General features: G+C 68.8%; 19 protein-coding genes. 6 read left to right on the top strand and 13 right to left on the bottom strand.

Annotated elements, in window-relative coordinates; all coding sequences use genetic code 11:
* Positions 1 to 50 precede the first annotated feature (50 nt).
* On the bottom strand, positions 51 to 3,953 hold the full coding sequence (locus tag ACU5E9_RS10355) for a DUF4082 domain-containing protein (protein ID WP_456813526.1): 3,903 nt from the start codon (positions 3,951 to 3,953) through the stop codon (positions 51 to 53).
* 157 nt (positions 3,954 to 4,110) lie between these two features.
* Positions 4,111 to 5,175, bottom strand: coding sequence for a Gfo/Idh/MocA family protein (locus ACU5E9_RS10360; RefSeq protein WP_456809830.1), 1,065 nt, complete (start codon positions 5,173 to 5,175; stop codon positions 4,111 to 4,113).
* A 468-nt stretch (positions 5,176 to 5,643) separates the two neighbouring features.
* Between ACU5E9_RS10360 and ACU5E9_RS10365 the strand changes: the two genes are divergently transcribed.
* Genes ACU5E9_RS10365 through ACU5E9_RS10375 form a run of 3 tightly spaced genes read left to right on the top strand, consistent with a single transcriptional unit; the run spans position 5,644 to position 9,609 of the window.
* Entirely contained in the window at positions 5,644 to 7,251 is a 1,608-nt protein-coding gene (locus tag ACU5E9_RS10365; RefSeq protein WP_456809831.1) for a sugar transferase, read from the top strand.
* A 1-nt stretch (position 7,252) separates the two neighbouring features.
* Positions 7,253 to 8,497: a glycosyltransferase gene (locus ACU5E9_RS10370; protein ID WP_456809832.1), complete on the top strand. Its 1,245-nt coding sequence runs from the start codon at positions 7,253 to 7,255 to the stop codon at positions 8,495 to 8,497.
* Positions 8,497 to 9,609, top strand: a complete 1,113-nt coding sequence (locus ACU5E9_RS10375; protein WP_456809833.1) for a glycosyltransferase — start codon at positions 8,497 to 8,499, stop codon at positions 9,607 to 9,609. Before ACU5E9_RS10370 ends, ACU5E9_RS10375 begins: the two co-directional genes overlap by 1 nt.
* A 10-nt stretch (positions 9,610 to 9,619) precedes the next feature.
* Here the strand turns inward: ACU5E9_RS10375 and ACU5E9_RS10380 are convergent, their stop codons facing one another.
* The 9 genes from ACU5E9_RS10380 to ACU5E9_RS10420 all read right to left on the bottom strand — a co-directional run bounded on the left by ACU5E9_RS10380 (position 9,620) and on the right by ACU5E9_RS10420 (position 19,925).
* On the bottom strand, positions 9,620 to 10,282 hold the full coding sequence (locus ACU5E9_RS10380) for a hypothetical protein (RefSeq protein ID WP_456809834.1): 663 nt from the start codon (positions 10,280 to 10,282) through the stop codon (positions 9,620 to 9,622).
* A gap of 158 nt (positions 10,283 to 10,440) precedes the next feature.
* Complete coding sequence (gene pip, locus ACU5E9_RS10385; protein ID WP_456809835.1) at positions 10,441 to 11,397, bottom strand: prolyl aminopeptidase; 957 nt, start codon at positions 11,395 to 11,397, stop codon at positions 10,441 to 10,443.
* Positions 11,398 to 11,461: 64 nt separating this feature from the next.
* Positions 11,462 to 12,295 (bottom strand): ABC transporter permease subunit, encoded by an 834-nt coding sequence (locus ACU5E9_RS10390; RefSeq protein ID WP_456809836.1) that lies wholly within the window; start codon positions 12,293 to 12,295, stop codon positions 11,462 to 11,464.
* On the bottom strand, positions 12,292 to 13,260 hold the full coding sequence (locus ACU5E9_RS10395; RefSeq protein WP_456809837.1) for an ABC transporter ATP-binding protein: 969 nt from the start codon (positions 13,258 to 13,260) through the stop codon (positions 12,292 to 12,294). Before ACU5E9_RS10395 ends, ACU5E9_RS10390 begins: the two co-directional genes overlap by 4 nt.
* 151 nt (positions 13,261 to 13,411) lie before the next feature.
* Entirely contained in the window at positions 13,412 to 15,505 is a 2,094-nt protein-coding gene (locus ACU5E9_RS10400; RefSeq protein ID WP_456809838.1) for an acyl-CoA dehydrogenase family protein, read from the bottom strand.
* A 200-nt stretch (positions 15,506 to 15,705) separates the two neighbouring features.
* Positions 15,706 to 17,715 carry a DNA helicase RecQ gene (recQ, locus tag ACU5E9_RS10405; protein WP_456813527.1) on the bottom strand — a complete coding sequence of 670 codons (2,010 nt, stop codon included), beginning with the start codon at positions 17,713 to 17,715 and terminating at the stop codon, positions 15,706 to 15,708.
* 114 nt (positions 17,716 to 17,829) lie between these two features.
* Entirely contained in the window at positions 17,830 to 18,468 is a 639-nt protein-coding gene (locus tag ACU5E9_RS10410; RefSeq protein WP_456809839.1) for a copper resistance CopC family protein, read from the bottom strand.
* Positions 18,469 to 18,476: 8 nt separating this feature from the next.
* Positions 18,477 to 19,187: a YcnI family copper-binding membrane protein gene (locus ACU5E9_RS10415; RefSeq protein ID WP_456809840.1), complete on the bottom strand. Its 711-nt coding sequence runs from the start codon at positions 19,185 to 19,187 to the stop codon at positions 18,477 to 18,479.
* 120 nt (positions 19,188 to 19,307) lie between these two features.
* Positions 19,308 to 19,925, bottom strand: a complete 618-nt coding sequence (locus tag ACU5E9_RS10420) for a hypothetical protein (RefSeq protein ID WP_456809841.1) — start codon at positions 19,923 to 19,925, stop codon at positions 19,308 to 19,310.
* Positions 19,926 to 20,019: 94 nt separating this feature from the next.
* Between ACU5E9_RS10420 and pstS the strand changes: the two genes are divergently transcribed.
* The gene (pstS, locus tag ACU5E9_RS10425) at positions 20,020 to 21,102 is read left to right on the top strand and encodes a phosphate ABC transporter substrate-binding protein PstS (protein ID WP_456809842.1); all 1,083 of its coding nucleotides are present in this window, start codon (positions 20,020 to 20,022) and stop codon (positions 21,100 to 21,102) included.
* Positions 21,103 to 21,164: 62 nt separating this feature from the next.
* Here the strand turns inward: pstS and ACU5E9_RS10430 are convergent, their stop codons facing one another.
* Together ACU5E9_RS10430 and ACU5E9_RS10435 are read right to left on the bottom strand one after the other, a co-directional pair.
* Positions 21,165 to 23,363, bottom strand: a complete 2,199-nt coding sequence (locus tag ACU5E9_RS10430) for a DEAD/DEAH box helicase (RefSeq protein WP_456809843.1) — start codon at positions 23,361 to 23,363, stop codon at positions 21,165 to 21,167.
* 227 nt (positions 23,364 to 23,590) lie between these two features.
* A complete protein-coding gene (locus ACU5E9_RS10435) occupies positions 23,591 to 24,352 on the bottom strand; it encodes an SDR family oxidoreductase (protein WP_456809844.1) in 762 nt (253 codons plus the stop codon).
* A 152-nt stretch (positions 24,353 to 24,504) separates the two neighbouring features.
* On the opposite strand from ACU5E9_RS10435, the gene ACU5E9_RS10440 reads away from it, so the two are divergent.
* Both ACU5E9_RS10440 and ACU5E9_RS10445 read left to right on the top strand, forming a co-directional pair.
* Positions 24,505 to 25,611, top strand: coding sequence for an FUSC family protein (locus tag ACU5E9_RS10440; RefSeq protein ID WP_456809845.1), 1,107 nt, complete (start codon positions 24,505 to 24,507; stop codon positions 25,609 to 25,611).
* Between the two features lie 219 nt (positions 25,612 to 25,830).
* A complete protein-coding gene (locus ACU5E9_RS10445) occupies positions 25,831 to 26,913 on the top strand; it encodes an alpha/beta hydrolase (RefSeq protein WP_456809846.1) in 1,083 nt (360 codons plus the stop codon).

The following is a 26,913-nucleotide window of genomic DNA, read 5'->3' on the forward strand; positions in this document are numbered from 1 at the left end:
CTCCTGCTTGTGTCGGTCATTGGACATCGTTGACGGCGGGTCTTCGCCTGCTAGGGGGCGAAGACCACGTCTACGAAGTAATTGGAGGCGTTCCACGAATACAACGGGCGTCCGCCGGCCGGGCCGTAAAGATAGCGCCCGTTCGTAGTCGCCGCCGCGGTCAACGGGCCGCTCGTGCGCGCCTGCGAGAAGTACGACGGCGTGTAGGAATACCGGCCGACCGGCGCGAAATAGGAGACGGTGTACTGCTGGCCAGCGGTGATGGACAGCGGGGTGCTGAGTTGGGCGGTCTGCCATCCACTTGCCGTCTCGCCCGTAAAGGTCACAGTCGCCAGTCGGGCACCCGCCGCCGACCAGATCGAGCCGGTGTGGGTCCCGGTGTTGCCCGCGCCCTTGAAGAAGCGGATTGCCCTGATCGTCCCCGGCTGGGACGAGGAGAATGTCATTCCCACCTCCACCGCCGACGTGTCATCCGTTGCGGAGAGCACAGTTGGCGTGGCTGTGCCGATTAATGAATAGGTGGTGGCGCCCGCGGCGGGCCTGGTCCGGAAGCTCCAGCTCCTCGTTGGCATGGCCGCCCCGGTCGTGGAGGAAACTCCGCTCAGCGTCGCCGTGAACAAGACATCATTGGCGAGGGCTTGCGTCGGTCTGAAGGTGACAGTCCTTCCGTCCGCCGACAGGCTCGTCGCGCCGGCCACGGCTGTCGATCCCGCCATGACCCGCAGCGAGTACCCGGGAGAGATAGCGGTGGAGAGCACCGCAGCTACGGCCGTGGCCGGGTCGACGTCGATCGCCCCGTCCGCCGGGCTCAGGCTGGTCACGGAGATGGGTGCGGCGGTGTCGGTGAAGACGACGTCCACGAGGTAACTCGCACCGGAGGATGCGCTGGGGAATCCAGAGGAGTAGGTGTATGCGCCCGCACTGGTGCCGGCCGTGAGAGGTCCCCTGGTTACGCCGGCTCCACTGAATTCACCCGGTGTAGCGGAGTATGTGCCCGTCGGGCTGACGTACGACGCGACGTAGGTGGTGCCCGCGGTGATCGTGACCGGTGTGGCGAAGTTCACTGTCTGCCAACCCGACGCGGTTTCACCGCTGAAGGTCGCGGTGGCGAGCTGCGTACCACCGGAGGTCCACAACGTCCCGGTGTGGGTTCCTGTGTTGCCCGCGCTCTTGTAGAACCGGATTCCGGAGATGGTCCCGGCCGACGCGCTGGAGAAACGCACTCCGAGCGTGACCAGGGTCCGGTCGGAGACTTGCAGGATCGTCGGCACCGTCGCATCCGTATATATGCTGCACGGGCACAGACCGTCTACGGGTGGCGGCCGCACGGTGGTGAACGACCACGTGCCACCGGTGGTGAGCGCACCTCCACCAACGGAAGCGGTGGCCGACATGGCCACCGAATAGGTGACGAACCCGCTCAGGGCCGTCGTCGGCGTGAACGTGGCCGTGCGAGTCGTCGCGTTGTAGGCAACACTGCCGCTCACCGTCGCGCCGAGCTGGTCCTTCACCGAGAAGGCAACGGAGGCCGGCGTCACATCACGGGAGAGCACTGCGCTGATCGTGGTGTTGACCGGCACGCTCGCCGCTCCGGGGAGCGGCCACTGGCTTGTCGCAGCGAGGCCCGAGGTGTCGGCGGCAGTGAAGACAGCGTCGACGAAGTAGTTGCCCTGCCGGTAGTCGCTGCTGGGGAATTCCCCGACAGTGGTGTTGTACACCCCGGCAGGTTGTGCACCGAATCCGCCGGCCACCGTGAGTGGGGCCGCCGTGATTCCCCGGTACGACCAGTATTCGGTGGCAACCGCGTAGTGACCGGCCGGGGCGGAATACGACACCACGTAGGTTGAGCCTGCCGTGACCGCGACGGGTGTCGCGAAGGTGGCCGTCTGCCAGCCGGACGCGCTTTCGTTCGAGAATGCGACGGTGGCCAGGCGGGCGCCGGCGGCGCTCCATAGCGTGCCCGTGTGAGACCCGGTGTTGGCGGCGCTCTTGAAGAACCGGACTCCGGCGATGAAGCCGCTCTGGCTGGCGGTTACACGCAAGCCCAGTTCGACGCTTGAGCCGTCCCCGGCATCCGGCGTCGCCGGCGTCTGCTGCCCGAACACCGAGAACGGGCCGGCGCTGGTCACGGCACGGATGAGCGGAGTGGTGGGATAGTTGGCGCTGTCGTCGACGGCGCGTACGCGGATGCTTGCGGCGCCGACGCCCTGCTGAAGGTAGGAGTAGGTCCAGGCCGTCGTACCGGTCGCGCGGTGCCAGCTGGTACCGCCGTCGGTGGAGACTTCGACAACGGCGACGGTGCCACCGCCGGTGTCGGCCGCGGTGCCCGTGACGGTCACCGATGACCCGTTGGCCGCAGAGGCGCCGGCTGCGGGGCTGGTGATGGTGGCCGTAGGCGCTGTCGTGTCCGTGCTGGCCGTCGCCGCGACGAGGCCGGAGGCGAGACTCCCGGGCTGTGCGCCCATGTCGGCGAGCAGATTGACCTGGGCCTGCTGCATGCGCGCGTCTGCTGGCGCCCCGTTGCCGTCGTGGGTCTGGTCGAGTCCCCAGGTCCACTGCACGCTGCCGGCGGAAAACACGAGCGCGCCGCTCGGCGCCCGGTAGAGCGTCAGGTGATGGGTGGTTGTGCCGGGCGTCACGACAGAACCGAAGTCCCGCAGGTATTCGGCAACGGCCCCGGTAGTCGTCGACAGGGTGATCAGCCCGGCCGGCCGGAATCCGTTGTCGAGGTCTTCATCCGATTCGTAGCCCACCGTGTGCGGGGCGAGCACGGCCGTCGATCCGGCCGCGAGGTTGGTCAGGCTCGTGTTCCGCCAGAGACGGTATTTTCCCTCGGCAGCGGAGACAGTCACCGGGAGGTCGGAGAAATTCGATTGGAACAGGGTGCCGGTCAGTTGATTCTCCGGCCGACCGGCGCCGTTGGCCTGGGAGGCGAAGCGGGGGTCCCGCCATGTGCCGGTCCATTCGGCGGACGGGTCGATCTTGTCGTTGCTCCAGGTCTCCTTGTACGACACCAGCGTGCGGTAGGCAGTAGGGGTGCCCACCGTCGCGGCCTCGTACCTGGTGTGCCAGTAGACCTCGTTGCCGGAGAGGAACTGCAGGTTCACGCCCGCGTCCCTGGCCGATTCGACATTCGCACGCTGCCCGGCGGACCAGTATTCGTCGTGGCCAACGGAGAGGAACACCTTGTGGTTCTTCAGTGCAGCGCCGTACCGGTCGGTGTCCACCCCACTGAAGTAGGACACGTCATAGCCGTTGCGTTCCAGGAAGCGCACCATCGGATATTCGTTGCTGAAATAGAAGTCGCGTCCGCCGATTCCATCCCGTGTGGCCACCGGCCGGTTATAGCTGATCTTGTACGCCCGGCCGTTGGCCGCGCCTTCGTAGAAGTCTGAGCCGCCATACGTGTTGTAAGCCTGCCAGGTCGGGTCCGACGTCTGGAAGAGTACGGCGGAGCGGCTCGCCTCGTCGCGGACGACGAAGGTGATGTGACTCTTGCCGCCGGTGTCGGCGCGGGTGAGGAGGGCGACGTAGACCCCGGACACGGCATCGGACGGCACGGTCCATGAGGCCGACAAGGCCCAGCTGCCACAGTCGTAGAGCTCAGTTGCGACGTCACTGAGGCATTGCGGCTGATTCTGCGGCAGGGTCGCCGACGGTGTGACGCTGCCGATTCTGCGAGCTCCGAGACCCTGGTACCACCCGGTGCGGTAGATCGCGATGGAATACGCGCGGGCATCGGTGTCGATCTTGAACCCCATCGTCCCCCCGACGTTGACACTGATGTCGGTTGAGAAGCCCTGGATGCTGGCGTCGCCAGAGCCGTCGATGTCCCACACCGACGGGTTGGTGCCGGTGAGGGCGTTCTCGCAGGTGATCGGGTTCGAAGCGGCGGCACACCCAGTCGCCGCTTGCGCGGGCGCTGGCAGCGCCACCAGGAGCGCGCCGGCCATCGCGAACGCCAGGATCAGCGCAGACAAACGCGAGGCCAGCGAACGGATGCCTCTGGGCTGAACAGGACGGGCTTTCACAGGAGCGACAGTGCCACGGGCAAGCATCAGCCACACACCCCCGAACGGGGCTTGACTGTCGGGCGGCACAGAGTGCGGGTCACGGCAGGTCTCCGGCCAGGGCGAGGTCGGCGCCGACGTCGGCGGCGGCACCCGACCCGGCGAGGCTGCGCCGTGCGGCGTCGAGAATCGTGAGCACGCGCAGGCCCGCGTGACCGTCGGTGCGGGCTGGGCGCTCAGAGAAGATGGACTCAGCGAATTCATCCACCATCGAACCGAGGGCTTCCTTCTCCGGCAGAGCGGGCGACCAGGTGTCGCCCAGCCGATACGAAACCGTGGCGGCACTGCGCTCCACACCGTCCAGTGCCTGAAGGTCCAGGTCGACTCCGCGGTCATAGACGCTGAGTCGCTGCTGCGGATTGAGGTCGTCCCAGACCAGGGTGCGCTTGGTTCCCCCGACAATCATCTGGCGGATCTTGGTCGGGCTGAGCCAATTCACGTGCACATGAGCCATTGCCCCGTTCGCCAGAGGCAAGGTGAGGTAGCCGACGCAGGCCTTTCCAGACCCGAGCGGATCCGCGCCGACCGCTGATACCGTCAACGGCCGCAGCCCGCCGGGGAGGAGGAAGTCGATGATCGCAAGATCGTGCGGGGCAAGGTCCCAGAACACGTCCACGTCCGGCTGGATCAGACCCAGGTTGATGCGCACGGAGTCGATGAAGAGGATCTCGCCCAACGCTCCCTCATCAATCAGCTCACGCATCTTGAGCACGGCCGGCGTGTAGCAGTACGTGTGATCGGCCATCAGGACCAGGCCGCGCTCGCCGGCCAGGCGCACCATGTCCTCCCCGCGCTCAACGGTGTCGGCGAGAGGCTTCTCGACGAGCACGTGCTTTCCCGCGGCGAGAGCCGCCATCGCGATGCGATGGTGGGTCCCCGCCGGCGTAGCGATGGCGACGGCATCGATATCGTCGGCAGCGAGCACGGCGGCGAGGTCGGTCTCGACACGGGGATTTCCGCCCTGGTCAGCCAGGCGGGTCGCCCGGACCCGATCAAGGTCGCAGATCGCGGCCAGTTCCCAGCGGTTGCTGGCCCGGAAGTTTCGGGCCAGGTTCGGCCCCCAGTATCCGGCTCCTATCACGGCGGCGCGCAGCTTGTCAGTCACATGATCCTCATTGCTCGGGATGGACAACGGATTCGTGGGTCGGTGCGAGCCGGCGACCGACTCGAGAGCCACGCTCACAACATGAGAGTCACTCAGTCGCACACAGTGCCACCGTCTACCTGGTTCCGCTTGCCCCCAACCGGGGGGATGCCGGGTCCGCTCCGCCGTCCCGGCTCCGGCAAACCTGCCCCCGTTCTGGTCACAGCGCCGAGAATGGTTTGCAGGGTATGGTCGCGTCGTGAGTTGCTGAGAATCTGTCAGTTCCCCGTGCTGTGCCCACCTACCCGCCCGCGCACATCTGACCCATCACCCGTTTGAACCTGTAAACCCGAAACGCAGGGACCACACCGTGAAATTGTCTATGACGGGTCGGCCTATTCGTCGACCCTTGATCGCGCCACTGCCCTACCCGGAGAACGTGCCATTTCTCCCGGCATATTCCGCCCATGTGGGAGAGGTTGGCTGCCGATGAGTACGCCCAAACCGCGTTCCCCCCTCACGGGAGCAATGCCTGGCGGTTACCGGACCCCGCTTTCTTTGGTCCGCACGGCCGCCATCCCGGTCCCCCGGGTGCACGCGCTGCCAGCCATGCCGGAGGCCCTCCCCCGGCCCGTCGTCGAACCAGTCGGCGCCGAACCGCCCGTTGCCCTCTCCGGCGCGGCATGGGCCCGGCAGTACCGCACGAAGCTGAGATTCACGGACGCCGGCGTCGTCATCGCCGTCATCACCACGGCGTTCCTGGCCCGCTTCCTCCTGGGTGCGCCGATCGCCAGCGCCGCAGAGATACCCCGCGGCTATTGGCTGACCCCGGCACTAGTTGCGATCACGTGGATCACCACACTCGCCACCTTCAGGACCAGGGATCCTCGCATCGTGGGGGTCGGGGCCACCGAATACAAACTCATGATCAACGCCAGCGCACTCGCTTTCGGCATGCTGGCCATCGTCTTCCTTCTACTGCAGGTGGACACGGCTCGCCCGTACTTTGTGTTGGCGCTGCCTCTGGGTGTGGCCGCCCTCGTTCTCGAGCGCTGGCTGTGGCGGAAATGGCTGATACGGCAGCGCCGGTTCGGGCACTACCTCGCCCGGGCCATCGTGGTCGGCGATGCGGACGAAGTGGAGTACGTGGTACGGCAAATCGACGACAAGTCCGGTGCCGCCTACCACGTGGTTGGCGCGGCGCTCGAGGGTTCGAAAACCGGCACCGTCGCGGTGGGCGAGCACCTTGTTCCCGTCGTGGCGGACTTCGCAAATGTCGCTTCGGCGGCCCGGCTGCTGCAGGTGGACGCCGTGATCGTGGCCGGGCACCCCAAGCTAGGCAACAAGTTCATCCGCAATCTCGGTTGGGATTTGGAGAAAACCTCCGCGGAACTCGTGCTCTCCAGCCGGTTGACCGATGTAGCCGGCCCGCGCATTCATTTCCGTCCGGTCGAGGGACTCCCGCTGATCCATGTCGAGATTCCTCAATATGATGGGGCGAAGCACGTGATGAAGCGCGCGCTGGACATCGCTCTCGGTTCGGCCGCCTTAGTGCTGCTGAGCCCTCTGCTCGCACTTATCGCGCTGCTCGTGAAAGTCGACAGCCCCGGACCTGCCCTGTTCCGCCAGGAACGTCTCGGCCGCAACGGGCGCCCATTCCATATGCTCAAGTTCCGCTCTATGGTGCGCAGTGCCGAAGATGACCTCGCCGGCTTGCTCGACAAGAACGAGGGAGCGGGTGTTCTCTTCAAGATCCGAAACGATCCTCGGATAACGCCCGTCGGCCGCTTCATTCGCAAGTACTCGCTGGACGAACTGCCCCAGTTGTGGAACATTTTGATGGGCCAGATGAGCGTCGTTGGTCCCCGCCCGCCGCTGCCGGCCGAGGTGGAAAACTACGAGTCCCACATGCACCGTCGGCTGTACATCAAGCCTGGCCTCACCGGTATGTGGCAGGTGAACGGGCGCTCGGACCTCACATGGGACGAGAGCGTCCGACTTGACCTGTACTACGTCGAGAACTGGTCGTTGGCCGGCGATCTCATGATCATCTGGCGCACAGTCAAAATCATCGTGCGGCCCATGGGAGCGTATTGAGATGGCCGGGCCGAACGGCGACCAGGGCACCAGGTCCAGCGAACGGGCCTTGCGCCTGGTCATGATCGACGCCCGTGGGGTTCCTGTAACGGGTGGCGGGCAGGACACAGTCGTCGATCAGGTCGGGCGACGGCTGGTCGACCGCGGGCACGCCGTGACGGTCTTTCGCCGTTCCTCCGGCCGCGACGGTCTGGAGCACGGCTCAGATTCAGGACTGCGGCTTGTCCGGCTTCCAGCGTTGCCCGCTCGGTACCTCGCGTCGTTCGGCCAGGCCCTCGCTGGCCGGCGTGTTGGCGCGGTTCCCGACCCCGACGCCGCGTTCGTGTTCACTACGGCGAATGCCTCGTTCATGCCGGCGCTGCACCTCCGCGGCATCCCCACAACGGTGCATGTGGATGCCGTCGATGAGGCACCGGACCGGGGCGCCGCCCGCCGCGGCTACCGCCGATGGGCCGAGCAGACTTCGGTGCGGCACGCCGACGCCCTCATCGCGGAACAACAGAGAACCGTCGACTACTACCGCGAGAAGTACATGATCCCCACCGAACTGATCAGCCACGGCACCCGGGTGTTGCACGCGCCTCCGAGCACCGACCTTGCCGGGCTGGGGCTCACGCCCAACGGGTACCACCTCGTTGTGGCTCCCCGTGTCGGCGACAGCAAGTTGGACGCCATCATCGACGGCTACCGACGCAGCACCGCCAGCCACCCCCTTGCAGTGGTGGGCGCGCTGCCGCGGTCCGGCGCCTCGCTGCGCAGGATCCTCAGACTCGCCGATGATCCCCGGGTGATACTTCTTGGTGACTTGACCGATCAGAACCAACTCGACCAGGTCTACGCCCATTCCGTGAGCTACCTCCACGGCCGTCAGGACAGCGGCACTGATGCCGCGATCCTGCGCGCGATGGGGGCACACACCGCCGTCATTGCCTGGGAAGCTCCCTGCAATCGCGACCTCCTCGGCGTGTACGGTGCATACTTCAAGGACCCTGCCACTCTCGCCACGCTGATCGAAGATGCCGAGCTGCATCCGTATCACACGCAAGAAGTGAGCAACGGGCTGCAACGTCGCGCAGCGGCACTGTACAACTGGGGACGCGTCACGGACTGCTACGAGGACCTCGCCCAACGCCTCGTCGCCGCCCGAAGCGCGAAGGCCACCGACGCCGCGCCCTCCGGACAGCTGATCCGGAGCCCCGCGGTGCGCACACCGCCCGAGCCCACCGTGATGGGAGGCTCCGCGTGATGCGCGTCCTCCAGTCCTATCCGAGCGGACACGGCACCACAGATCCATATCTCATCCAACTCACTGAGCACCTCGGGCCGGAACCCGAAGTTTTCGGCTTCAGCTGGTGGCGGGCGCTCACCGATCATTACGACGTTTTCCACGCCCATTGGCCGGATGCGCTGCTTCACAGCTCGACCGCAAGCCGCAGCGGGATCAGTCGGATACTGTTTCGTGCCTTGTTGCTTCGGCTACGGCTACTGCGTAGCCGAACCGCAGTGGTGCGCACGGTGCACAACCTGCCCGGGCACGAATCAACAAATCGCTACGAGCGAGAGCTGGTCGACCGCTTCAACCGGCAAACCACACTGTGGGTCCGCCTCAGCCCGAGCACTGCGGTCCCCGACGGTGCTCCTGTGCGCACCATAGAACACGGCGACTACCGCGACTGGTTCGACCCGGCCGGCCTCCGGCCATCCGTGCCGGGGCTCTTCGTCTATTTTGGTGTCATCCGGCCGAGCAAGGGGGTGCCCGATTTGATTCAGGCGTTCACCTCTCTGGGAACCGAAACGGATCTGGGTCCCGTGTCAGTGCGGGTTGTCGGCAGTCCCACCACCACGGACCTCGGTGCCGAAGTGCTGCTCGCGGCCCAGCCGGATGACAGAGTCACGGTGGCACTGGGGCACGTCACCGACTCCGAACTGGCCGCCGAGGTATCCCAGGCCGAATTGGTCGTGTTGCCGTATCGGGAGATGCATGACTTAGGCGCGGCAGTGCTCGCTTTATCGCTGCGCCGTCCTGTCCTGGTGCCGTCAACGCCAACGACAGAGGCACTCCGCGCGGAAGTGGGGCACGGCTGGGTGTACACGTACAGTGGACCCGTGAATGCTACTGTGCTGAGCGAGGCGCTCGCGTGGTGCCGCGCGGAACGCGCCGCGAGCCCCGACCCTGACCCTGATCTGTCGGCGCGGGCATGGCCGTTGATTGCCGCCAAACATCGTGACGCCTATTCGGACGCTTTGGCGCTACTGCGCCAACGAGGACAGACCCGGCCAGCGGGAGTAGTGCCTGTGGTCGATCCCGGTACGGCCCCTGCGAGCGTGGCGCCAAGCGGAAGCCACGGCCCAGGGTGAAACCGCAACGCTAGCGCGGGGCTGCTCCCTCGAACACAACGATCGGGACGCCCGCCGCGTATTCGATCACGATCCGGACCTGGCTGCGTTGCTCGGCCGGAACTGCAAAGTCGAATACGCCCAGTCCCATCACACCCGCCTCCAGGTTGGGTGGGAGCGGCACACCACCCGGGTCAGCCACGTTAGTGGCCGGTTGTAGTGGTGTTCCGGCATACAGTCGCACGGTAGCGGAGCCCAGTGCCACGACCGCGTCAGTGTCGTTTCGAACCGTGAGGGTGAATCGCAACCCGGGCGTGCCCACCGCCGCGAGGCCTCCATCGATGGCTTCGATGCCGTCAATGCTGAAAACCACACCGGGCACCGGCGCGACCTCCTCCGTCAGCGGGACCGGTGGTAGCTCCGAGAGCGCGGCCGAACCTGACGGTGACCCCTGGGCCCCCGACCGGGGCGGGGCCGCCGGGGTCACAGCAGAATGTCCCGGCGGTGATGATACCGACGCATTCAGGAACTCTGCCAGCCCTGACGCAGCGGCCACCGTCGGGGCCTCAACCCGCGACAGCCAGAAGGTCGCGCCCAGAAGGGAAAACGCGACAGCGACCAAACCGGCCACGCTGGTCATCCGCCAGAACCGGTGTGCGGGCGTGTCGGTGTCGAATGGATCGCGGGTGGGCATGGCGCGCTCCTGCCGAAGAGTACGTGTCGGGTCATGAGCCGATCGGACGGCTCGTGCTGTCATTTAGACACGGTCACGGCCTGCTGCCAAGGCCCCAGGCACACCGGTGCAGGGGCAGTGCCCGCTGCCGGGCCGCATTAAATGCAGCTCCCGCGGCGTCAGCCGGCGAACCGGTCGGTGGCGTCGAGCAGGGCGGCGCGGATGCCCGGCTCCTCGAACGAGTGCCCGGCGTCGGGGATCATCCGGAAATCGGCTTCCGGCCAGGCCTGGTGCAGCGCCCAGGCGGTGAACGCGGGCGTGCACATGTCGTAACGGCCCTGCACGATGACACCGGGGATGTCGGCGAGCTTGTGGGCGTCGCGGATCAGCTGCTCCGGCTCGAACCAGCCCTTGTTCATGAAGTAGTGGTTCTCGATCCGGGCGAAGGCCACCGCGAAGGCCGGCTCGGTGAACCGTTCGATGGTCTCCGGGTGCTGCAGCAGGGTGATGGTGGACGATTCCCAGGTGGACCAGGCCACGCCGGCGCGTTCCCGCACGGACTGGTCGGGGTCGTGCAGCAGCCGGCTGTAGGCCTCGATGAGGCGGCCGCGCTGGTCGACCGGGACCGGCGCGATGAAGCCCTCCCACAGGTCGGGGTAGATGGCTGCGGCGCCACCCTCGTAGAACCAGTCCAGTTCGATCGGGCGCAGGGTGAAGATGCCGCGGAGGACCAGCTCGGTGACCTTCTCCGGGTGGGTCTCCGCGTACGCCAGGCCCAGGGAGCTGCCCCAGGATCCGCCGCAGACCAGCCAGCGGTCGATGCCGAGGTGCTCGCGGAGACGTTCGATGTCGGCGACCAGGTGCCAGGTGGTGTTCGCCGACAGGTCCGCATCCGGTGCGCTGGCGTGCGGCGTGCTCCGGCCGCAGCCGCGCTGGTCGAACAGCACGATGCGGTACTTCTCCGGGTCGAACACCCGCCGCTGGGTGGCGCTGGACGCGCCGCCCGGCCCGCCGTGCAGGTACACGGCGGGCTTGCCGTCCGGGTTGCCGGACACCTCGTAGTAGAGGGTGTGGCCGTCACCGACGTCGAGCATGCCGGTGTCGTATGGTTCGATCTCGGGGTAGAACTCTCTCATGCTTTTCAGCCTACGGCCCCCGCCCGGCGCGGGGACCCGAGGCTCGCCCTCCGCTCTGGCGGTGCTACGCGTCGCGGCGGCGCAGCAGCACCGCGGCGCCGGCGAGCGACACGGTCACCCAGCCGAGCACGACGAGCACGTTCTGCCACAGCTCCGCCAGGGGCGGACCGAACGCATTCAGGCCGAAGATGCCCAGGCCGGCAGTGGAGATCAGGTACGGCATCGAATCGGCGGCCCACTCCGCGGGGATCATCAGCATTGCGATCGGGAGCAGCAGCAGGATGCCGAGGGCCGCGGCGATGCCGCCGGCGCTGCTGCGGAGGATCGCGCCGATGCCAAGGGCGAAGACCGAGACCAGGGCCAGGTAGAGGGCCCCGCCGAGCAGCGGCAGGAACAGGTCGGGGTCGGTGATGCCCGCCGAGATTCCCTTGCCCGCCAGCATCGGCGACGCCACGAGGTAGGAGGCGACGGTGCTGACCAGGCCGACCACGAAGGTGCAGACGAACAGCACAACCGCTTTGGCGGCCAGCATGGGCAACCGCCGGGGCGCCGCGGTGACACTCGAACGGATCATTCCGGTCGTGTACTCACCGCTGATGGCGAGCACGCCGAGCACGGCGACGACGAGTTGGCCGAAGAAGACTCCGAAGGTGGCGGCCTGCGCGACGAACGCCACCTGGGCATCCGCCGGCACCTGGCCGCCGCCCACGCCGTAGGACGCCGCCATGAGCGCGGCCATGCCGACCGAGATCACGATGACGGTGGCGTAGGACCAGAGCGTGGAGCGCACCGTGCGCAGCTTGATCCACTCCGAGCGGAGCAGGCCGGTGAAGCTGAGGCCGGAGCCGGAGGCCACGAAGGTGGGGGCGGGAACGATTGTGGGGGTGATGGTGCTCATCGGACACTCTCCATCAGGTCGGTGGCGCTCTGTGGGTCGTCGGCGCCGGGGTCGCCCGGGCTTCCGCCGGTGCGGTACTCGACGTCGTTCTGGGTGAGGGCCATGTAGGCCTCCTCGAGGGACGCGCTGACCGGGGTGAGTTCGTGCAGCGCAATGCCGGCGCGGGCGGCCTGGTTACCGATCTCGGCGGCGGAGACGCCGACGATCTCGAGCAGGTCGCTGTCGGTGCGGGTGACGGTGACGTCAGGACGTTGGAACAGTTCGGCGAGCTCGGGGGCCCACGGGGTGCGCACCCGCACGGCCTTGCGGGTGGCGGCGCCGATGAGCTCGGCCACCGGCGCATCCGCGATGACCCGGCCGCGGCCGAGCACGATGAGGTGGTCGGCGGTCACGGCCATCTCGCTCATCAGGTGCGAGGAGAGCATGATCGTGCGGCCCTCGCCGGCCAGGTGGCGCACGAGCTGGCGCACCCACTGCACGCCCTCGGGGTCGAGCCCGTTGACGGGTTCGTCGAGGATCAGCGTGGCCGGGTCGCCGAGCAGGGCCGCGGCGATGCCGAGCCGCTGGCCCATGCCGAGGGAGAAGCCGCCGACACGCTTGCGGGCGACGGATTCCAGTCCGGTCAGTTCGATGACTTCCCGCACGCGGCTGGCGGGGATGGCGGAGGTCGCGGCCATGGCGAGCAGGTGGTTGTAGGCGCTCCGGCCGGTGTGGATCGCCTTGGCGTCCAGCAGCACTCCCACTTCGCGCAGCGGCGCCTTGTGGTCTCGGTACTGCTTGCCGTTCACGGTGACCGAGCCGGACGTCGGGCGGTCCAGCCCCACCACCATGCGCATGGTGGTGGATTTGCCGGCGCCGTTCGGGCCGAGGAACCCGGTCACCCGGCCGGGCTGAACGGTGAAGTCGATGCCGTCCACCGCCGTCTTGCTGCCGTAGCGTTTGGTCAGGGATTCTGCGTGGATCATCCGGTATCGTGCCCCTTCGTTGGCGGGGACGGACGCATGCCGCGTCGACCCCCACACCGACACTAGGGGCGGGTGCTGGGTTGCGCATCCGTCGAGCGGATGGTTCGGCGCCGCCCAGCCTCATCCTTCCGGCCGGGCGGCACCCTCCGTGCTACCGCCGGGCGGGCTTCTCGGGGACGGGGACGGTGCCGGCGGCGCGCTGGTCGCGGTAGTACTGCCGGGCCTCGACCTGGCGGGCACGTTCCGCGCCGGAGGCGATGGGCGCCCGGAGGTGCTCCGGGGCGTAGCCGAACGCGTTGACGAGGTCCAGGGCGTGCGGGCGCAGCCGGGCGATGATGCGGTCGATGTAGGCCGTCACCGCCAGAGCCCGTTTGCCGGAGAGCCGGCCGTTGATGAGGTACCAGGCCGCGTGCTCCTCGATCAGTCGCAGCCCGAAGAGGTCGCGCAGCCAGGTGAGCACCTGCCGGGTGCCGGCGTGCTCGGTGGATTCAACGGCCCGGGTGAACGCCTCCCACTGGAGCAGCTCGGCGTGCGCGCGGGCGGCCTCGATCAGTTCGTTCTGGTGGGAGTTGAACAGGTCGGCCGCCTCCTTCTTGGGCAGCTTGGTGGCGTTGCGGAGCGCCTGGGCGACTCCGGCGATCATGGCCTCGACCCGGTCGGTGAGCAGGGCACGCTGGGTGCCCGTCTCCCGCAGCTGGCCGACGCTGCGGGCGGTGGAGCCGAAGTCGGCGACGGTCTGCCCCAGGGTGCGCAGGCCCGTGCCGTGGTAGGCCCGGCCAGCGGTCTGCTGCACGACGTACCGGGCCAGGGCGCCGGCATCGGCGCCGGCGAACTTGCGGTTGTAGTCGGTGAGGAGCCGCTTGGCCACGAGCTGGAGCAGCACGTTGTTGTCGCCCTCGAAGGTGGCGTACACGTCGAGGTCGGCGCGGAGGCCCACGAACCGGTTCTCGGCGAGGAACCCGGCGCCGCCGCAGGCCTCCCTGGTCTCCTGCAGGGTGTCGAGGGCGTTCCAGGTGGACAGCGGCTTGAGGGCGGCCGCGAGGGTTTCCAGGTCCTGGCGGTCGGCATCCGTTGCCGCGGCGCCGCTGAAGACCTGGTCGAACTTGACCAGGAACTCGTCGTGCGCGAACGTCTGGGCGTACACGGTGGCCAGGCGCGGGATGAGCCGGCGCTGGTGCCGCTGGTAGTCGAGGATGACCTCCTCGTCGGTGTCGCTGCCGGCGGTGAACTGGCGGCGTTCGCTGCCGTAGCGGATGGCTATGGTGAGGGCGAGGGCGGAGGCCTGGGTGGCAGCGCCGTCGAGGGAGACCCGGCCCTGCACCAGGGTGCCGAGCATGGTGAAGAAGCGCCGGCCGGGGCTGCCGATCGGGCTGGTGTAGCTGCCGTCGACGGCGACATCGCCGTAGCGGTTGAGCAGGTTCTCGCGCGGCACCCGCACCGCATCGAAGTGCAGCCGGCCGTTGTCGATGCCGTTCAGGCCGCCCTTGAGGCCGTCGTCCTCGCCGCCGATGCCGGGCAGGAACGCGCCGGTCTCATCGCGGAGCGGCACGTAGAACGCGTGCACGCCGTGGTTGACGCCCAGGGTGACGAGTTGGGCGAACACGACGGCGGCAGTGCCGTCGATGGCGGCGTTGCCGAGGTAGTCCTTCCAGGCCGCGCGGAACGGGGTGTGCAGCACAAAATCGCCGGCCTCGACGTCGAAGGTGGCGGTGGTTCCGATGGCGGAGACGTCGGAACCGTGCCCGGTCTCGGTCATCGCGAAGACGCCGGGAACGTCGAGGCTCATGATGCCGGGCAGCCACTTCTCGTGGTGCACGGTCGTGCCCAGGTGCATGACGGCGGCGCCGAACAGGCCCCACTGCACGCCGGCCTTGATCTGCAGGCTGGGGTCGGCGGTGACGAGTTCTTCGAAGCCGGCGATGTTCCCGCCGTGGTCGTCGGAGCCGCCGAGGGAGGAGGGGAAGGCCCGGTGCACATGGCCGTTGTCGGCGAGGATCTTGAGCTGGCCGAGTACCCGCTGCCGGTGGTCGGCCATGGAGAGGCCTTCGATGCGCTGCAGGTCGGGGCGGGCGGTGAGTTCGCGGGCGGCGACTCGCACGTCGGCCCAGGTGCCGAGGAGGGTGCGGGTGAGAGCGGGCAGGTCGATGTGCGGGGCATCCGGGTCGCCGGCGACCCTGACCGGGCCGGTGTCGGTCTCGACCGCGTTCTGCGGCTGAGGGGTGGGGCGCTGGGCAGTGTCAACCATCATTGGTCCTTACGTCTACGCGCGGCTGGTGCGGTTCGACCACGTTAGGTCGCTCGGCTCCGGGGCGGAAATAGTGCGTGACGGGGCTACAAAAAACGGTGCGGGCCCCCGCGCTCGAACTGTAGCTCTTCTACAAGAAGGCGGTGCCTGTACCTACGATGGGCGACAAAGATCAGCGGATGTGTCGGGCCCGCGCCCGGTCAGGCGTTCGCGGCGACGACCTCGAGCAGGGCCTCCCCGTAGGAGTCCAGCTTCTTGGCGCCGACGCCGGTGATGCCGTCGAGGTCAGCCAGGGTGCGCGGCTTCGCGGCGGCCACGGCCACCAGGGTGGCGTCGCCGAACACGACGTACGCGGGAACACCCTGTTCCCGGGAGGTAGTGCTGCGCCACGCCCGGAGCGCCTGGAACAGGGTTTCCTGCTCCGGGCTGAGCTCGGCCAGGCCGGCCTTGGCGGTGGCGGCCCTGGCTGCGGGGGTGCGCTTGAGGGGCCGGTCGGGTTCGCTGCGCAGCTGCACGGTGCGGTGACCGGCGAGCACCTCGGCGGCGGCGTCGGTGAGGATGAGGGTGCCGTATTCGCCGGAGGTGGCGATGAAGCCCTGGGCGAGGAGCTGCCGAACCACTCCGCGCCACTGCTGGTCGGTGAGGTCGGCGCCGATGCCCCAGGTGGCCAGCTGGTCGTGGCTGTGCTGGGTGGTGCGCGGGGTGGTCTTGCCGCGCAGGATGTCGATGAGCTGGCCGGCGCCGAAGCGCTGGTTGCGTTCGCGCAGCAGGCGCACGATCGTGGACAGCAGCTTCTGGGCCGGCACGGTGCCGTCCCAGGATTCCGGCGGCACCAGGCAGGTGTCGCAGTTGCCGCAGGGTTCGCTGGCCTGGCCGAAGTAGCGCAGCAGGTTGACCCGGCGGCAGTGCACGGTCTCGCAGAGCGCGAGCATGGCGTCCAGGTGGGCGCTCATCTTGCGCCGGTGGGCGAGGTCGCCGGGCGACTCGTCGATCATGCGGCGCTGCTGCACGACGTCCTGCAGGCCGTAGGCGAGCCAGCCGGTGGAGGGCAGGCCGTCGCGGCCGGCCCGGCCGGTCTCCTGGTAGTAGCCCTCGACGGACTTGGGCAGGTCGATGTGCGCGACAAAGCGCACATCCGGCTTGTCGATGCCCATGCCGAAGGCGATGGTGGCGACGATGATGACGCCCTCCTCACGGAGGAACCTGGACTGGGTGCGGGCGCGCAGGCCCTGGTCGAGGCCGGCGTGGTACGGGTAGGCGTTCAGGCCGTTGGCGCGCAGGAACTCGGCGGTCTGTTCGACGGTCTTGCGGCTGAGCGCATAGACGATGCCGGCGTCGGTGGGGTGCTCGGTCTTGATGAAGCTGAGCAGTTGCTTGCGCGGTTCGGCCTTGCCCACGATGCGGTACTGGATGTTGGGCCGGTCGAAGCTGGCGACGAAGTGCTGCGCTTCACCCATCTGCAGGCGCTCGGTGAGCTCCTTGTGGGTGGCGTCGGTGGCCGTGGCGGTGAGCGCGATGCGCGGCACGTCGGGCCAGCGGTCGGCGAGTTCGGACAGGGCGAGGTAGTCGGGTCGGAAGTCGTGGCCCCACTGGGACACACAGTGCGCCTCGTCGATGGCGAACAGCGCGATGGTGCCCCGGTCGAGGAACCGTTTAGTGGCCTCGTTGCTCAGCCGCTCCGGGGCGACGTAGAGCAGGTCGAGGTTGCCGGCGAGGTAGTCGCGTTCGACCTGGCTGCGGGAGGCGGAGTCCTGGCTGGAGTTGAGGAACGCGGCGCGCACGCCGACCAGGGTGAGCGCATCCACCTGGTCCTGCATGAGGGCGATCAGCGGGGAGATGACGATGCCGGTGCCCTCACGCACGAGCGACGGGATCTGGTAGCAGAGGCTCTTGCCGCCACCGGTGGGCATCAGCACGACGGCGTCGCCACCATCGATGAGCTGGTCGATGATCTGGGCCTGCTCACCGCGGAAGGAGTCGTACCCGAAGACCGTGTGCAGCGCCTCGGCGGCGGTGGCGAACTTGGCGGTGGCGCGCTTGGGTGCGGGCGGGGCGAGCAGGGTGGCGCCGCCGCGGACGGGGGCATCGAAGTCGACGGGGCCGGCGCCCTGGCCGGCGGGCATGGCGGAGCCGCCCTGACCGTAGGGGTCCGGGGGCGGTGGGGCATCGAAGTCGTCCGGTGGTTCGAACTCGTCAGGGTCCCACGGCATTTCGGCGTTCCAACTCACCCGCCAACTCTACCCGCGGCCACCGACAGTGCCGCGAACCGTGAGCCGGGCACCCCGAACTCGAGGATTTCGGGGCCCAGCTCACGGCTCGCGAGCCTACGGGCGGCGGCGCAGGACGAGCAGGGTCACACCGATCGCGGCGAGCACCGCCACGAGGGCGCCGCCGATCCAGAGCAGGTCGTCGACACCCACACCGGAGCCGGTGTCGGCGGCTCCCTCGTTCGCGGCAGCATCCGTGTCGGCGGCGTCGGTGCTGGGGCCGCTGGTGCCGCAGGTCGGCGCGGTGGCCGAACCCTCGTCGAGCACCTGGCTTGCGTCGGGTTGCCAGGTGAACGTGAAGGTGTCCGAGATCGAGTGCCCGTCAGTCGACACCGTCTGCCACACGACGGTGTACTCCCCCGGCTGGCCGAGCTGCACCTCCGCCCCGAGCGTCGGCCCGGACACCGAGGCGCAGCCGGTGCCGTAATAACGCGGCGCCTCCGCCGGCCCGCTCACCTGCATGGCGCTTCCGCCGCCATCCCCGGAGAGGTCGAGCAGGTTGTCGTTCGTGGTGACCGAGATCGTCCCCGGCTGCACGGTCACGACCGAGCCGGCCGCCGGGGTGGTGCTGACCACGTAATTGTGCGCGAACGCCGGGGCCGCCGAGAGCCCCAGGCTCGCGACCGCCAGGGCGAGCCCGGCCAGAGCCGAGCGCGCCCACACCCGGTGGCGGCGACCGGTATGGATGCCTGACATCGGGATGCCTAGGCCGCGTTCTTGCGGCGGGACGCGACGGCCACCACGAGACCGACCGCGCCGACCACGAGACCGCCGATGCCGAGGACCCGGGCGACCACGTCATCCGTGGCCGTCTCGGTGGTCGCGTGGTCGTCGGCCGCGGCCTCGGTGGCGCCGTGGCCGTGGCCGGACTCGGCGGTCGCCTCGGTGACGGTGAGCGACGGGGCCGGGTGGGCCGGCTCGGCTTCGCCCTCGACGATGGCCTCGCTCCAGTCGGTTTCGCCGACCTCGCATGACTGCAGCACCGGGAAGGCCAGGGTGTCGCCGACCGCGGCGTCCTCGGGGATCTGCAGGCTGAGCACGAAGGTGGTGCGCAGGCCGTCGGCCAGCGGGGCCTGGGCGGTGTAGCTCACCTGGCTCACGCGCGTGGCGGGGGCGTTGTCGTCGCTGTCGTCCGGTGCGTCGGCCAGGTCGACGGCGACCTTGTTGATGTCCCAGCCCGGGTTGACGGTGGGAGTGACGCTGGTGATCGTCTCGGGAATGTCGATGGTGATGCCGGTGGTGGCCGACCCGTCGCAGCCGTGGCCGAGCGAGAAGGTGAGCAGGCTGTACGAGCCGGCGGCGGTGGACGACGGGTCGACCTCGATGTGGGCGCTGGCGGCCAGCGGGGCGGAGAGCGCGAGCAGGGCGGCGCCGGCCAGGGTGGTGGCGGCGAAGACGGGCGTGGAGAACTTCATGGTGGGTCCTTGCGGTTGGTGGCTGACCGGATGCGCGGCGCGCGGCCCACGTGGGGCGGGCGCGCCTGGGCAGGCTCGGTCAAGATAAAGGGGATGTGCAGCGCGGGTGAGAGGAGGCTCTCAGGCGACGGGGCACACCGGCGGACCACGATGGCGCATGGCGCTGAGCGGGGCGAGGCGCTGTGGTCGCCGCACCCGGGTGAGGAACTGCGACGCGACGGCCGGGCGCTGCCAGATCGGAACGGGCGCCGGCACCGCCACGAGGGCGCGCCACGCCATCGCGGCCGTGCTGAACAGGCCCCAGAAGGCGCGTTCACCGAAACGGAGCGCCACGACGGTGACAACGGCGGCGAGGACGTGGGCGGCCGTCATCAGGGCGCCGTGGTTCCCGGCCATGGCTCCGGTCGCGGCGCCGGCCGGCATCAGCAGCACGGCCTGGCCGGCATCATGGGCGTGGCCGCCGACATCCGTGGCAGACAGGCGCCCGCCCGCACCACCGAAGGAGAACAACCCGTGGAAGACCAGCTGGCTCAGCAGCACGGCGACGGTGAGCCGCCAGGTAGAAAGAGTGCGGCCGGCGAGGGCGATCGAGACGATGCCGGCGAAGGCCAGGGACACGACCACGGCGAGCAGGCCGGGCACGGCACCGCCACCCAGGGTGTGCGAGAGGGCCGCGACGAAGGTCGAGAACCCCGCGACGATCCACCCACGGGCGAAGCGCGCCCAGCGTGTCGTCATGATTCTCCCTCTCAGAGCCTGCAACGAATCTACCAGTCCATCGCCGACGGGTTCCTTCCGGGGGCGTGGAGCGTGCGTCAGGCAGAATGGGAACGTGATTGCAATCCAGAGGAACCCTGCCGTACTCCTGGGCACCGGAGCCACGGTGGCCGCCCTGCTCCTGTCCGGCTGCGCCGCGAACGAGGCCGGCCAAGGCGCCAGCTCGCTTTCCGGCACGCTGGACGGGGCCGGCTCGAGCGCCCAGGCGTCGGCCGAGGATGTCTGGGTGTCCCAGTTCCAACGCGCCAACGGCAGCGTCACCATCAACTACGACCCGACCGGCTCCGGTGCCGGCCGGGAGCAGTTCATCGGCGGCGGCGTGGACTTCGCCGGGTCGGACTCCGCCCTCAGCGACGAGGAGCTCGCCGGCGAGTTCGCCGCCTGCACACCGGGTTCCGCGGCCATCGACCTGCCGGTGTACGTGTCGCCGCTGGTGCTGGTCTACAACGTCGACGGGGTCGACAATCTGCGGTTGGACCCGGCGAGTATCGCCAAAATCTTCTCCGGCGCCATCACCCGGTGGAACGACCCCGCCCTCGCGGCGCTCAACCCGGACGCCACCCTGCCGGACGAACAGATCTCCGCGGTGCACCGCTCGGATGACTCCGGCACGACGAAGAACTTCGCCGACTACCTGTACCAGAACGTGCCGGAGATCTGGGCGAACGAACCCGCAGACGCCTTCCCGTATCCCGGTGAGGGCGCGCAGGGCAACTCCGGCGTCGTGAGCGCCGTCGGCAACGGCAACAACACGATCGGCTACGCGGATGCGTCCCGCGTCGGCGACCTCGACGTGGCCGCGTTGCAGGTCGGAACCGAGTTCGTCGACTACTCCACCGAGGCCGCTGCCGCCATCATCGACGCCTCGCCGCTGGTGGAGCGGGAGAACCCCAATGACCTCGTCGTCGACGTCGACCGCACGTCGACCGCCGCGGGGGTGTATCCGCTGGTGCTGGTGAGCTATCTGATCGCCTGCGAGGAATACGCGGACGCCGACCAGGCCGAACTCGTCTCCGCCTACCTCGGCTACGTCGCCAGCCCCGAGGGCCAGGCCGCCGCCGCCGAGAGTGCCGGCTCCGCCCCCCTCTCCGCGGATTTCTCCGCCCAGGTCCTCGACGCCGTCGCGACCATCAGATAACCGGTTGTTAAACACGAGAAGGGCACCCGCGGCGCGGGTGCCCTTCGTGGATCGTGCTGGTGTTACAGGTTGGCCAGAGCGGTGATCGAGGAATCACCGGGCGTGGCCGTGGTGAAGCTGGACTCGATCTCGGCCCGGTCGAGCAGGTCCTCCATGCGACGACGACGCTGCTTGGGGATCAGCGTCACGACGGTACCGGACTTGCCGGCGCGGCCGGTGCGGCCGGCGCGGTGCAGGTAGGTCTTGTACTCGTCGGGCATGTCGGCCTGGATGACCAGGTCGATGTCGTCCACGTGGATGCCGCGCGCCGCGACGTCCGTGGCAACGAGAACGTTGACGCGACCGCTGGTGAGCATCTGCAGGTTGCGGGTACGGCGGGCCTGGTTCAGGTCGCCGTGCAGGCTCGTGGCCTTGACGCCGGCGTCTTCGAGCTGGTCGGCGAGCTGCTCAGCGTACGCACGGGTGCGGCTGAAGATGAGCGTCTTGCCCTGACGGTCGACGAGCTGGCCGATGATGGAGGCCTTGTCGCGGTGCTCGATGAGGAGAACCTTGTGGTCGATCGTGCTGGAGGCCTGATCTTCACCGGCGACCTCGTGCACGGCCGGGTTGGTCAGGAACTCCTTGACCAGCGAGGCAACACCCTTGTCGAGCGTGGCCGAGAACAGCAGGCGCTGGCCGCCCTTCTTGGTGCCGCGCAGGATGCGCTGCACCGGCTCGAGGAAGCCCAGGTCGCACATGTAGTCGGCCTCGTCGAGGACGGTGATGACAACCTCGGACAGGTCGAGGCGACCCTGTTCGATGAGGTCTTCGATGCGACCGGCGGTGCCGATGATGATGTCCACGCCGCGCTGGAGGGCGCTGACCTGGCGGTACTGCGGAACGCCGCCGTAGATCTGGGTGGTGAAGAGTCCGACGCTGCGGGCGATGGGCTGCACGGTGCGGTCGATCTGCAGCGCGAGCTCACGGGTGGGGGCCAGGATGAGCGCACGGGGCTTGCGAGCCATCTTTCGGTCCTTGGCGCCGTTGTTCTCCATGAGCTTCTCGATCATGGGGGCGGCGAAGGCGATGGTCTTGCCGGAGCCGGTCTTGCCACGGCCGAGCACGTCGCGGCCGGCGAGCACATCGGGGATGGTCGCGGCCTGGATCGGGAACGGGGTCGGGGCGCCGAGCAGGGCGAGCTCGCGCACGATGTTGCCACCGAGGCCGAGGTCGCCGAAGGTCACGCCGTCGACATCCGCTGCCGTCGTGGCGATGGCCTCGAGGCGCTCGAGCACCACGTCGTCGCCGGCGGCGAACTTGGGCTTGGAGTCGCGGTCGGGGTAGAAGTTACTGGAGTGTCCGCCGTCGGAGTACGAACGGTCGTTGCGGGCCGGACGGTCGCTGCCCCGGTCGTTGTAGGACGGACGCTCGGTGCGAGCCGGACGGTCGCCGTAGGACGGACGCTCGGTACGGGCCGGGCGGTCGTTGTTGTAGGCCGGACGATCCGTGCGCGGGGCGCGGTCGCCGTACGACGGACGCTCGCTGCGAGCCGGGCGGTCGTTGTTGTAGGCCGGACGGTCCGTGCGCGGAGCGCGGTCGCCGTACGACGGACGCTCGGTACGGGCCGGGCGGTCGTTGTTATAGGCCGGACGGTCCGTGCGCGGAGCGCGGTCGCCGTACGACGGACGCTCGGTACGGGCCGGGCGGTCGTTGTTGTAGGCCGGACGATCCGTGCGCGGGGCGCGGTCGCCGTAGGACGGACGGTCGTTGTTGTACGACGGGCGGTCGGTGCGCGGGGCACGGTCATAGGACGGACGGTCGTTGTTGCGGTCCTGATTGTAGGCAGGGCGGTCGGTGCGCGGGGCACGGTCACCGTACGAGGGACGGTCGCCGCCACGGGCGGGACGGTCGTTGTTGTAGGCCGGACGGTCGCCGCGCGGGGCGCGGTCGTTGTTGTAGGCCGGACGGTCGCCGCGCGGGGCGCGGTCGTTGTAGGCGGGACGCTCGGAGCGCTGCCCGGTGGCCGGACGCTCGGTGCGGTTGCCGTACGCGGGACGGTCGCCGTAGGCGGGACGGTCGGAGGAGGAGCGCTCCCCCGAACGCGCGGCGCGCTCGTCGGCGTTCCAACGCTGCTTCTTGGGGGCACCCTCGTCAGCGCGGTATCCGCGGTGTCCGGGGCTCTTGCTGCCACCCTTCGGTGCGCCCTTGGGGCCGCCCTTGGAGTAGCTCGGGTCGTAGTTCTTGGCTGCGCGGCCGACGGCCGGCTTCTTGCTAGAAGGCATAGAAGTATTTCTGGGTTGTGTTGAGTACATGGCAGTAAAACGTCGCACAGCGACGCAGCCTGAGAACCCGGGCAGTCTATGGCCGGGGCCGTTCACATACAGTGATTTTTCACCAGCGGATTACTGGGAAACCGGCCCATCCTGACTTACAAACCCATCCGCGCACACAATAAAACACGCGGTGTCAAGAGCCGACTTGTCTACGTTACCTGATCGAGGCCCAAAAGTCACGGATGGCTTCGTCCCCGCACGTCCCTATCGAGCCAGTCCCGGAACGACAGCCTGGCGCGTTCGGCGTCACGCCCGGGCAGCAGGGCGCCTTCGCGCATCGCCGCTCCCATCGGGCCGGGGACCCGGATCTGGATGACACCGGTACGAGCACGCGTCGCCCTGGCGTAGGCGCGCACCATGTCGATGAGGAGTTCCTCGTTCGGTCCGGCGAGGTCGGGCACGTTGCCGGCGGGGGAACCGGTACCGAGTTGGACGAGTCGCTCCGCCACCTCTCGGGCGGCGACCGGCTGGGTTCTCATCACGGGCACCAGCGCGACGATCCCCCGGGGAGCACGGCCGAGGGTTTGGGCCGCGAACTCATGGAACTGGGTGGCCCGCAGGATGGTCCAGGGCACCGCGCCCCTTTTCACCCGTTCTTCCTGCAGGGCCTTGCCGGCGTAATACCCCGCCGCGATGGTGGCCGCGTTCACGATAGACAGGGTCACGTGGTGCCGGACCCCGGCATCCGCCTCGGCACCGAGAAGGGTGGATGTGGTGGTGCCGAAGAATTTTTTCGACGCCTGTGCGGAGAGGGTGGGGGTGTTGACCACGTCGATGACGGAGTCGACGCCGTCGAGCGCCGCGGACAGCCCCTTCCCGGTGAGGAGGTCGATCCCGGCCGACCGGCCGATGACGACGAGCTCGTGGCCGTAATGCCTGACCAGGTCGGCAACGTGTCGTCCGACGGTGCCGGTGCCCCCGGCCACTGCGATCTTCACGGTGCCTCCTTCGCGGGCCCAGCCGCACTGCTGCCGCCGGGTTCGGATGATGCCGCGATTCTATTCCGATGCCCCCGAAACCGTCCGTCCAGCAGGGTGTGATGGGCCGATCCGGTTTAGGCGGCGGGCCGAGGTTCGTGCAGAATCAGTCGATGCGCACACCCGATCTCTCCCCCCGTGCGACCGGCGACCTGGTGAAAGCCGCGGTCGCGCATCCCCGGCTCCTTCAGGCGGCCAAGACGGCCGTCGCCGTGGCGATCGCCTGGAAGCTGGCACCGCTTATGCCCGGTGTGGCCGAGGACTACCCCTATTACGCGCCGCTCGGGGTGATCGTGGCGAGCTTCCCCACCCTGATGGGGTCGATCAAGAACGCCGCGCAGACCCTGGCCGGGCTGGTGATCGGCATCGGCCTGGCCGCCGCGGTGATCATCTTCAGCGAGCCCAGCGTGCTCACCGTCTCCCTCGTCGTGGGCGTCGGGATACTCTTCGGCGGCATCCGCCAGCTCGGCGCCGGGCGGGACTACGTGCCGATCGCCGGATTGTTCGTGCTGATCGTGGGCGGCCCGAACGCCGACGGCTACTCCATCGGGTATGTCTCGCAGATGAGCCTGGGCATCGTCGTGGGGCTGGCGGTGAATCTGCTGGTGGCGCCGCCCCTGCGGGTGACCGCCGCGGTGAAGGAGCTGTCCCGGCTGCGGACCGCGCTCGGGGAGCACCTCGGCACGGTGGCGGATGCGCTCGACGCGCGCTGGCCGCCGGAGGAGGGCGAGTGGTCCAAGCAGGGCGCGACGCTGGCTGGGACGAGCACGGCGGTGCGGCGCGCGCTGGCCGAAGCGGACGAGAGCCGGAGGATCAACCCGCGTGCGCGCATCCGGCCGCACGATCTCAGCAGCGACTACGACGACCTGGCGGCCCTGGAGAACGCGACCTTCTATGTACGCGACTTCACCGACGTCCTGGCCGGGGCGGCCTGGGGCACTCCGGTGCCGGTCGAGCTCCCCGCAGCTCTCCGGCCGCCGCTGGCAACCGCCGCCCGGGCGACGGGAGCGGTGGTGCACGAGTGGGACACCGGTGAGACGAGCATCGCCTCGCTGGAGAAGGCGGAGGCCGCCGTCGCCGCCGTGACCCAGGCCATCCACGACCACCGGGAGTTGGGTGCTGAGGCCATCGTCGCGGCCAGCGCCGCCACGCTCGACCTCACCCGATTGCTGGCCGCCCTCCGGCCCGGTATCCAGCGCGACGCGCCCGTCACATCCTGACATCGCGCTCCGCAGCGTCTGGCGTGCATCCGCGGAATTCAGTGCGACGCGCCCGGCCGGCGCCGTGACGCCCGCCGATTAGCAGGCCAGGGCCGGGCGATCTATTCTCGGGTGTACCCGCACCCAGCGCATTCAGGAGCACCCGTGAGCACCGGTCGCCGCACCATCGGACTAGGCTCCCGACGTTTCCGCCTTCTCTTTGTCAGCTATGTCCTCGGGATGGCCCTGACGATCACGGCCCTGCTGTCCGGGTTCCACTGGAACCTGCGCCCCGTGGCGCCCGCCCAGGCCGGCGGCACCGCGAGCGAGGTCGACACCACGGCCGTCGTCGGCATCCGCACCTTCGAGGCGCCCGGTGACGTGGTCGTCGGCGAGGATGTCGTCTATGCCACCGAGCCGGACGGCACCCAGCTGACGCTGGACGTGTGTTCGCCGGCCGACGCCGTGACGCCGGCGACCGAGGCCGCAGCCGTGGCGGATGGCGCCACGGCGACTCCCACCGCGCAGGCGAGCGCAACCGCCGCGGCCGGTACGGACTCGAGCGACGTTCTGGCATCGGAGGCCATCGCCGGGGGCGGCGCCGACGTCGAACCAACCGAGGCACCGGCCCTCTATCCCGCCGTGCTCTCCGTGCACGGCGGCAGCTGGGCCCGCGGCGACAAGGCCAACAGCGACTGGCGCAATGTCTGCGAATGGCTGGCCTCCGAGGGGTTCGTCGCCTACTCGGTGAACTACCGCTTGGTTCCGCTGGTGAGCTTCCCGGCGGCGATCGACGACGTCGGCCGCGCCGTCGAGTGGATGCGCGCCAACGCCGGCAGCTACGGCATCGACCCCGACCGCATCGGTGCGTTCGGCGGCTCGGCGGGCGGCAACCTCGCGACCCTGCTCGGCACCCGCGGGCGCGGCTCCCTCACCGAGGGCAGCCGGGTCGCGGCCGTCGCCGAGCTCTCCGGCCCGGTCGACCTCAGCTACGAGGGACTGGTCGTGTCGGGTGGGTCCTCCGGCCTCGAGCAGATCGCACTGGACTACCTCGACTGCTCCTCCCTCCTGGAGTGCCCGGCGGCCGAGAAGGCCTCCGCCGTCTCCTCGCTGGACAGCACCGACCCGCCCGTGTTCATCGGCACTTCGGCCGAGGAATTCATCCCGCTCAGCCAGTCGACGAACTTCGCCGCGGACCTGGACCGGTTGGGGATCACCAACCAGCTCGTGACCGTGCCGGGCAGCCTGCACTCGATCGGAATCCTCGACGCTGCGATGCGCGCGCAGGTCGCGGACTTCCTGCACCTCCACCTCGGCACCTGA

It is taken from the genome of Cryobacterium sp. AP23 (assembly GCF_054075385.1).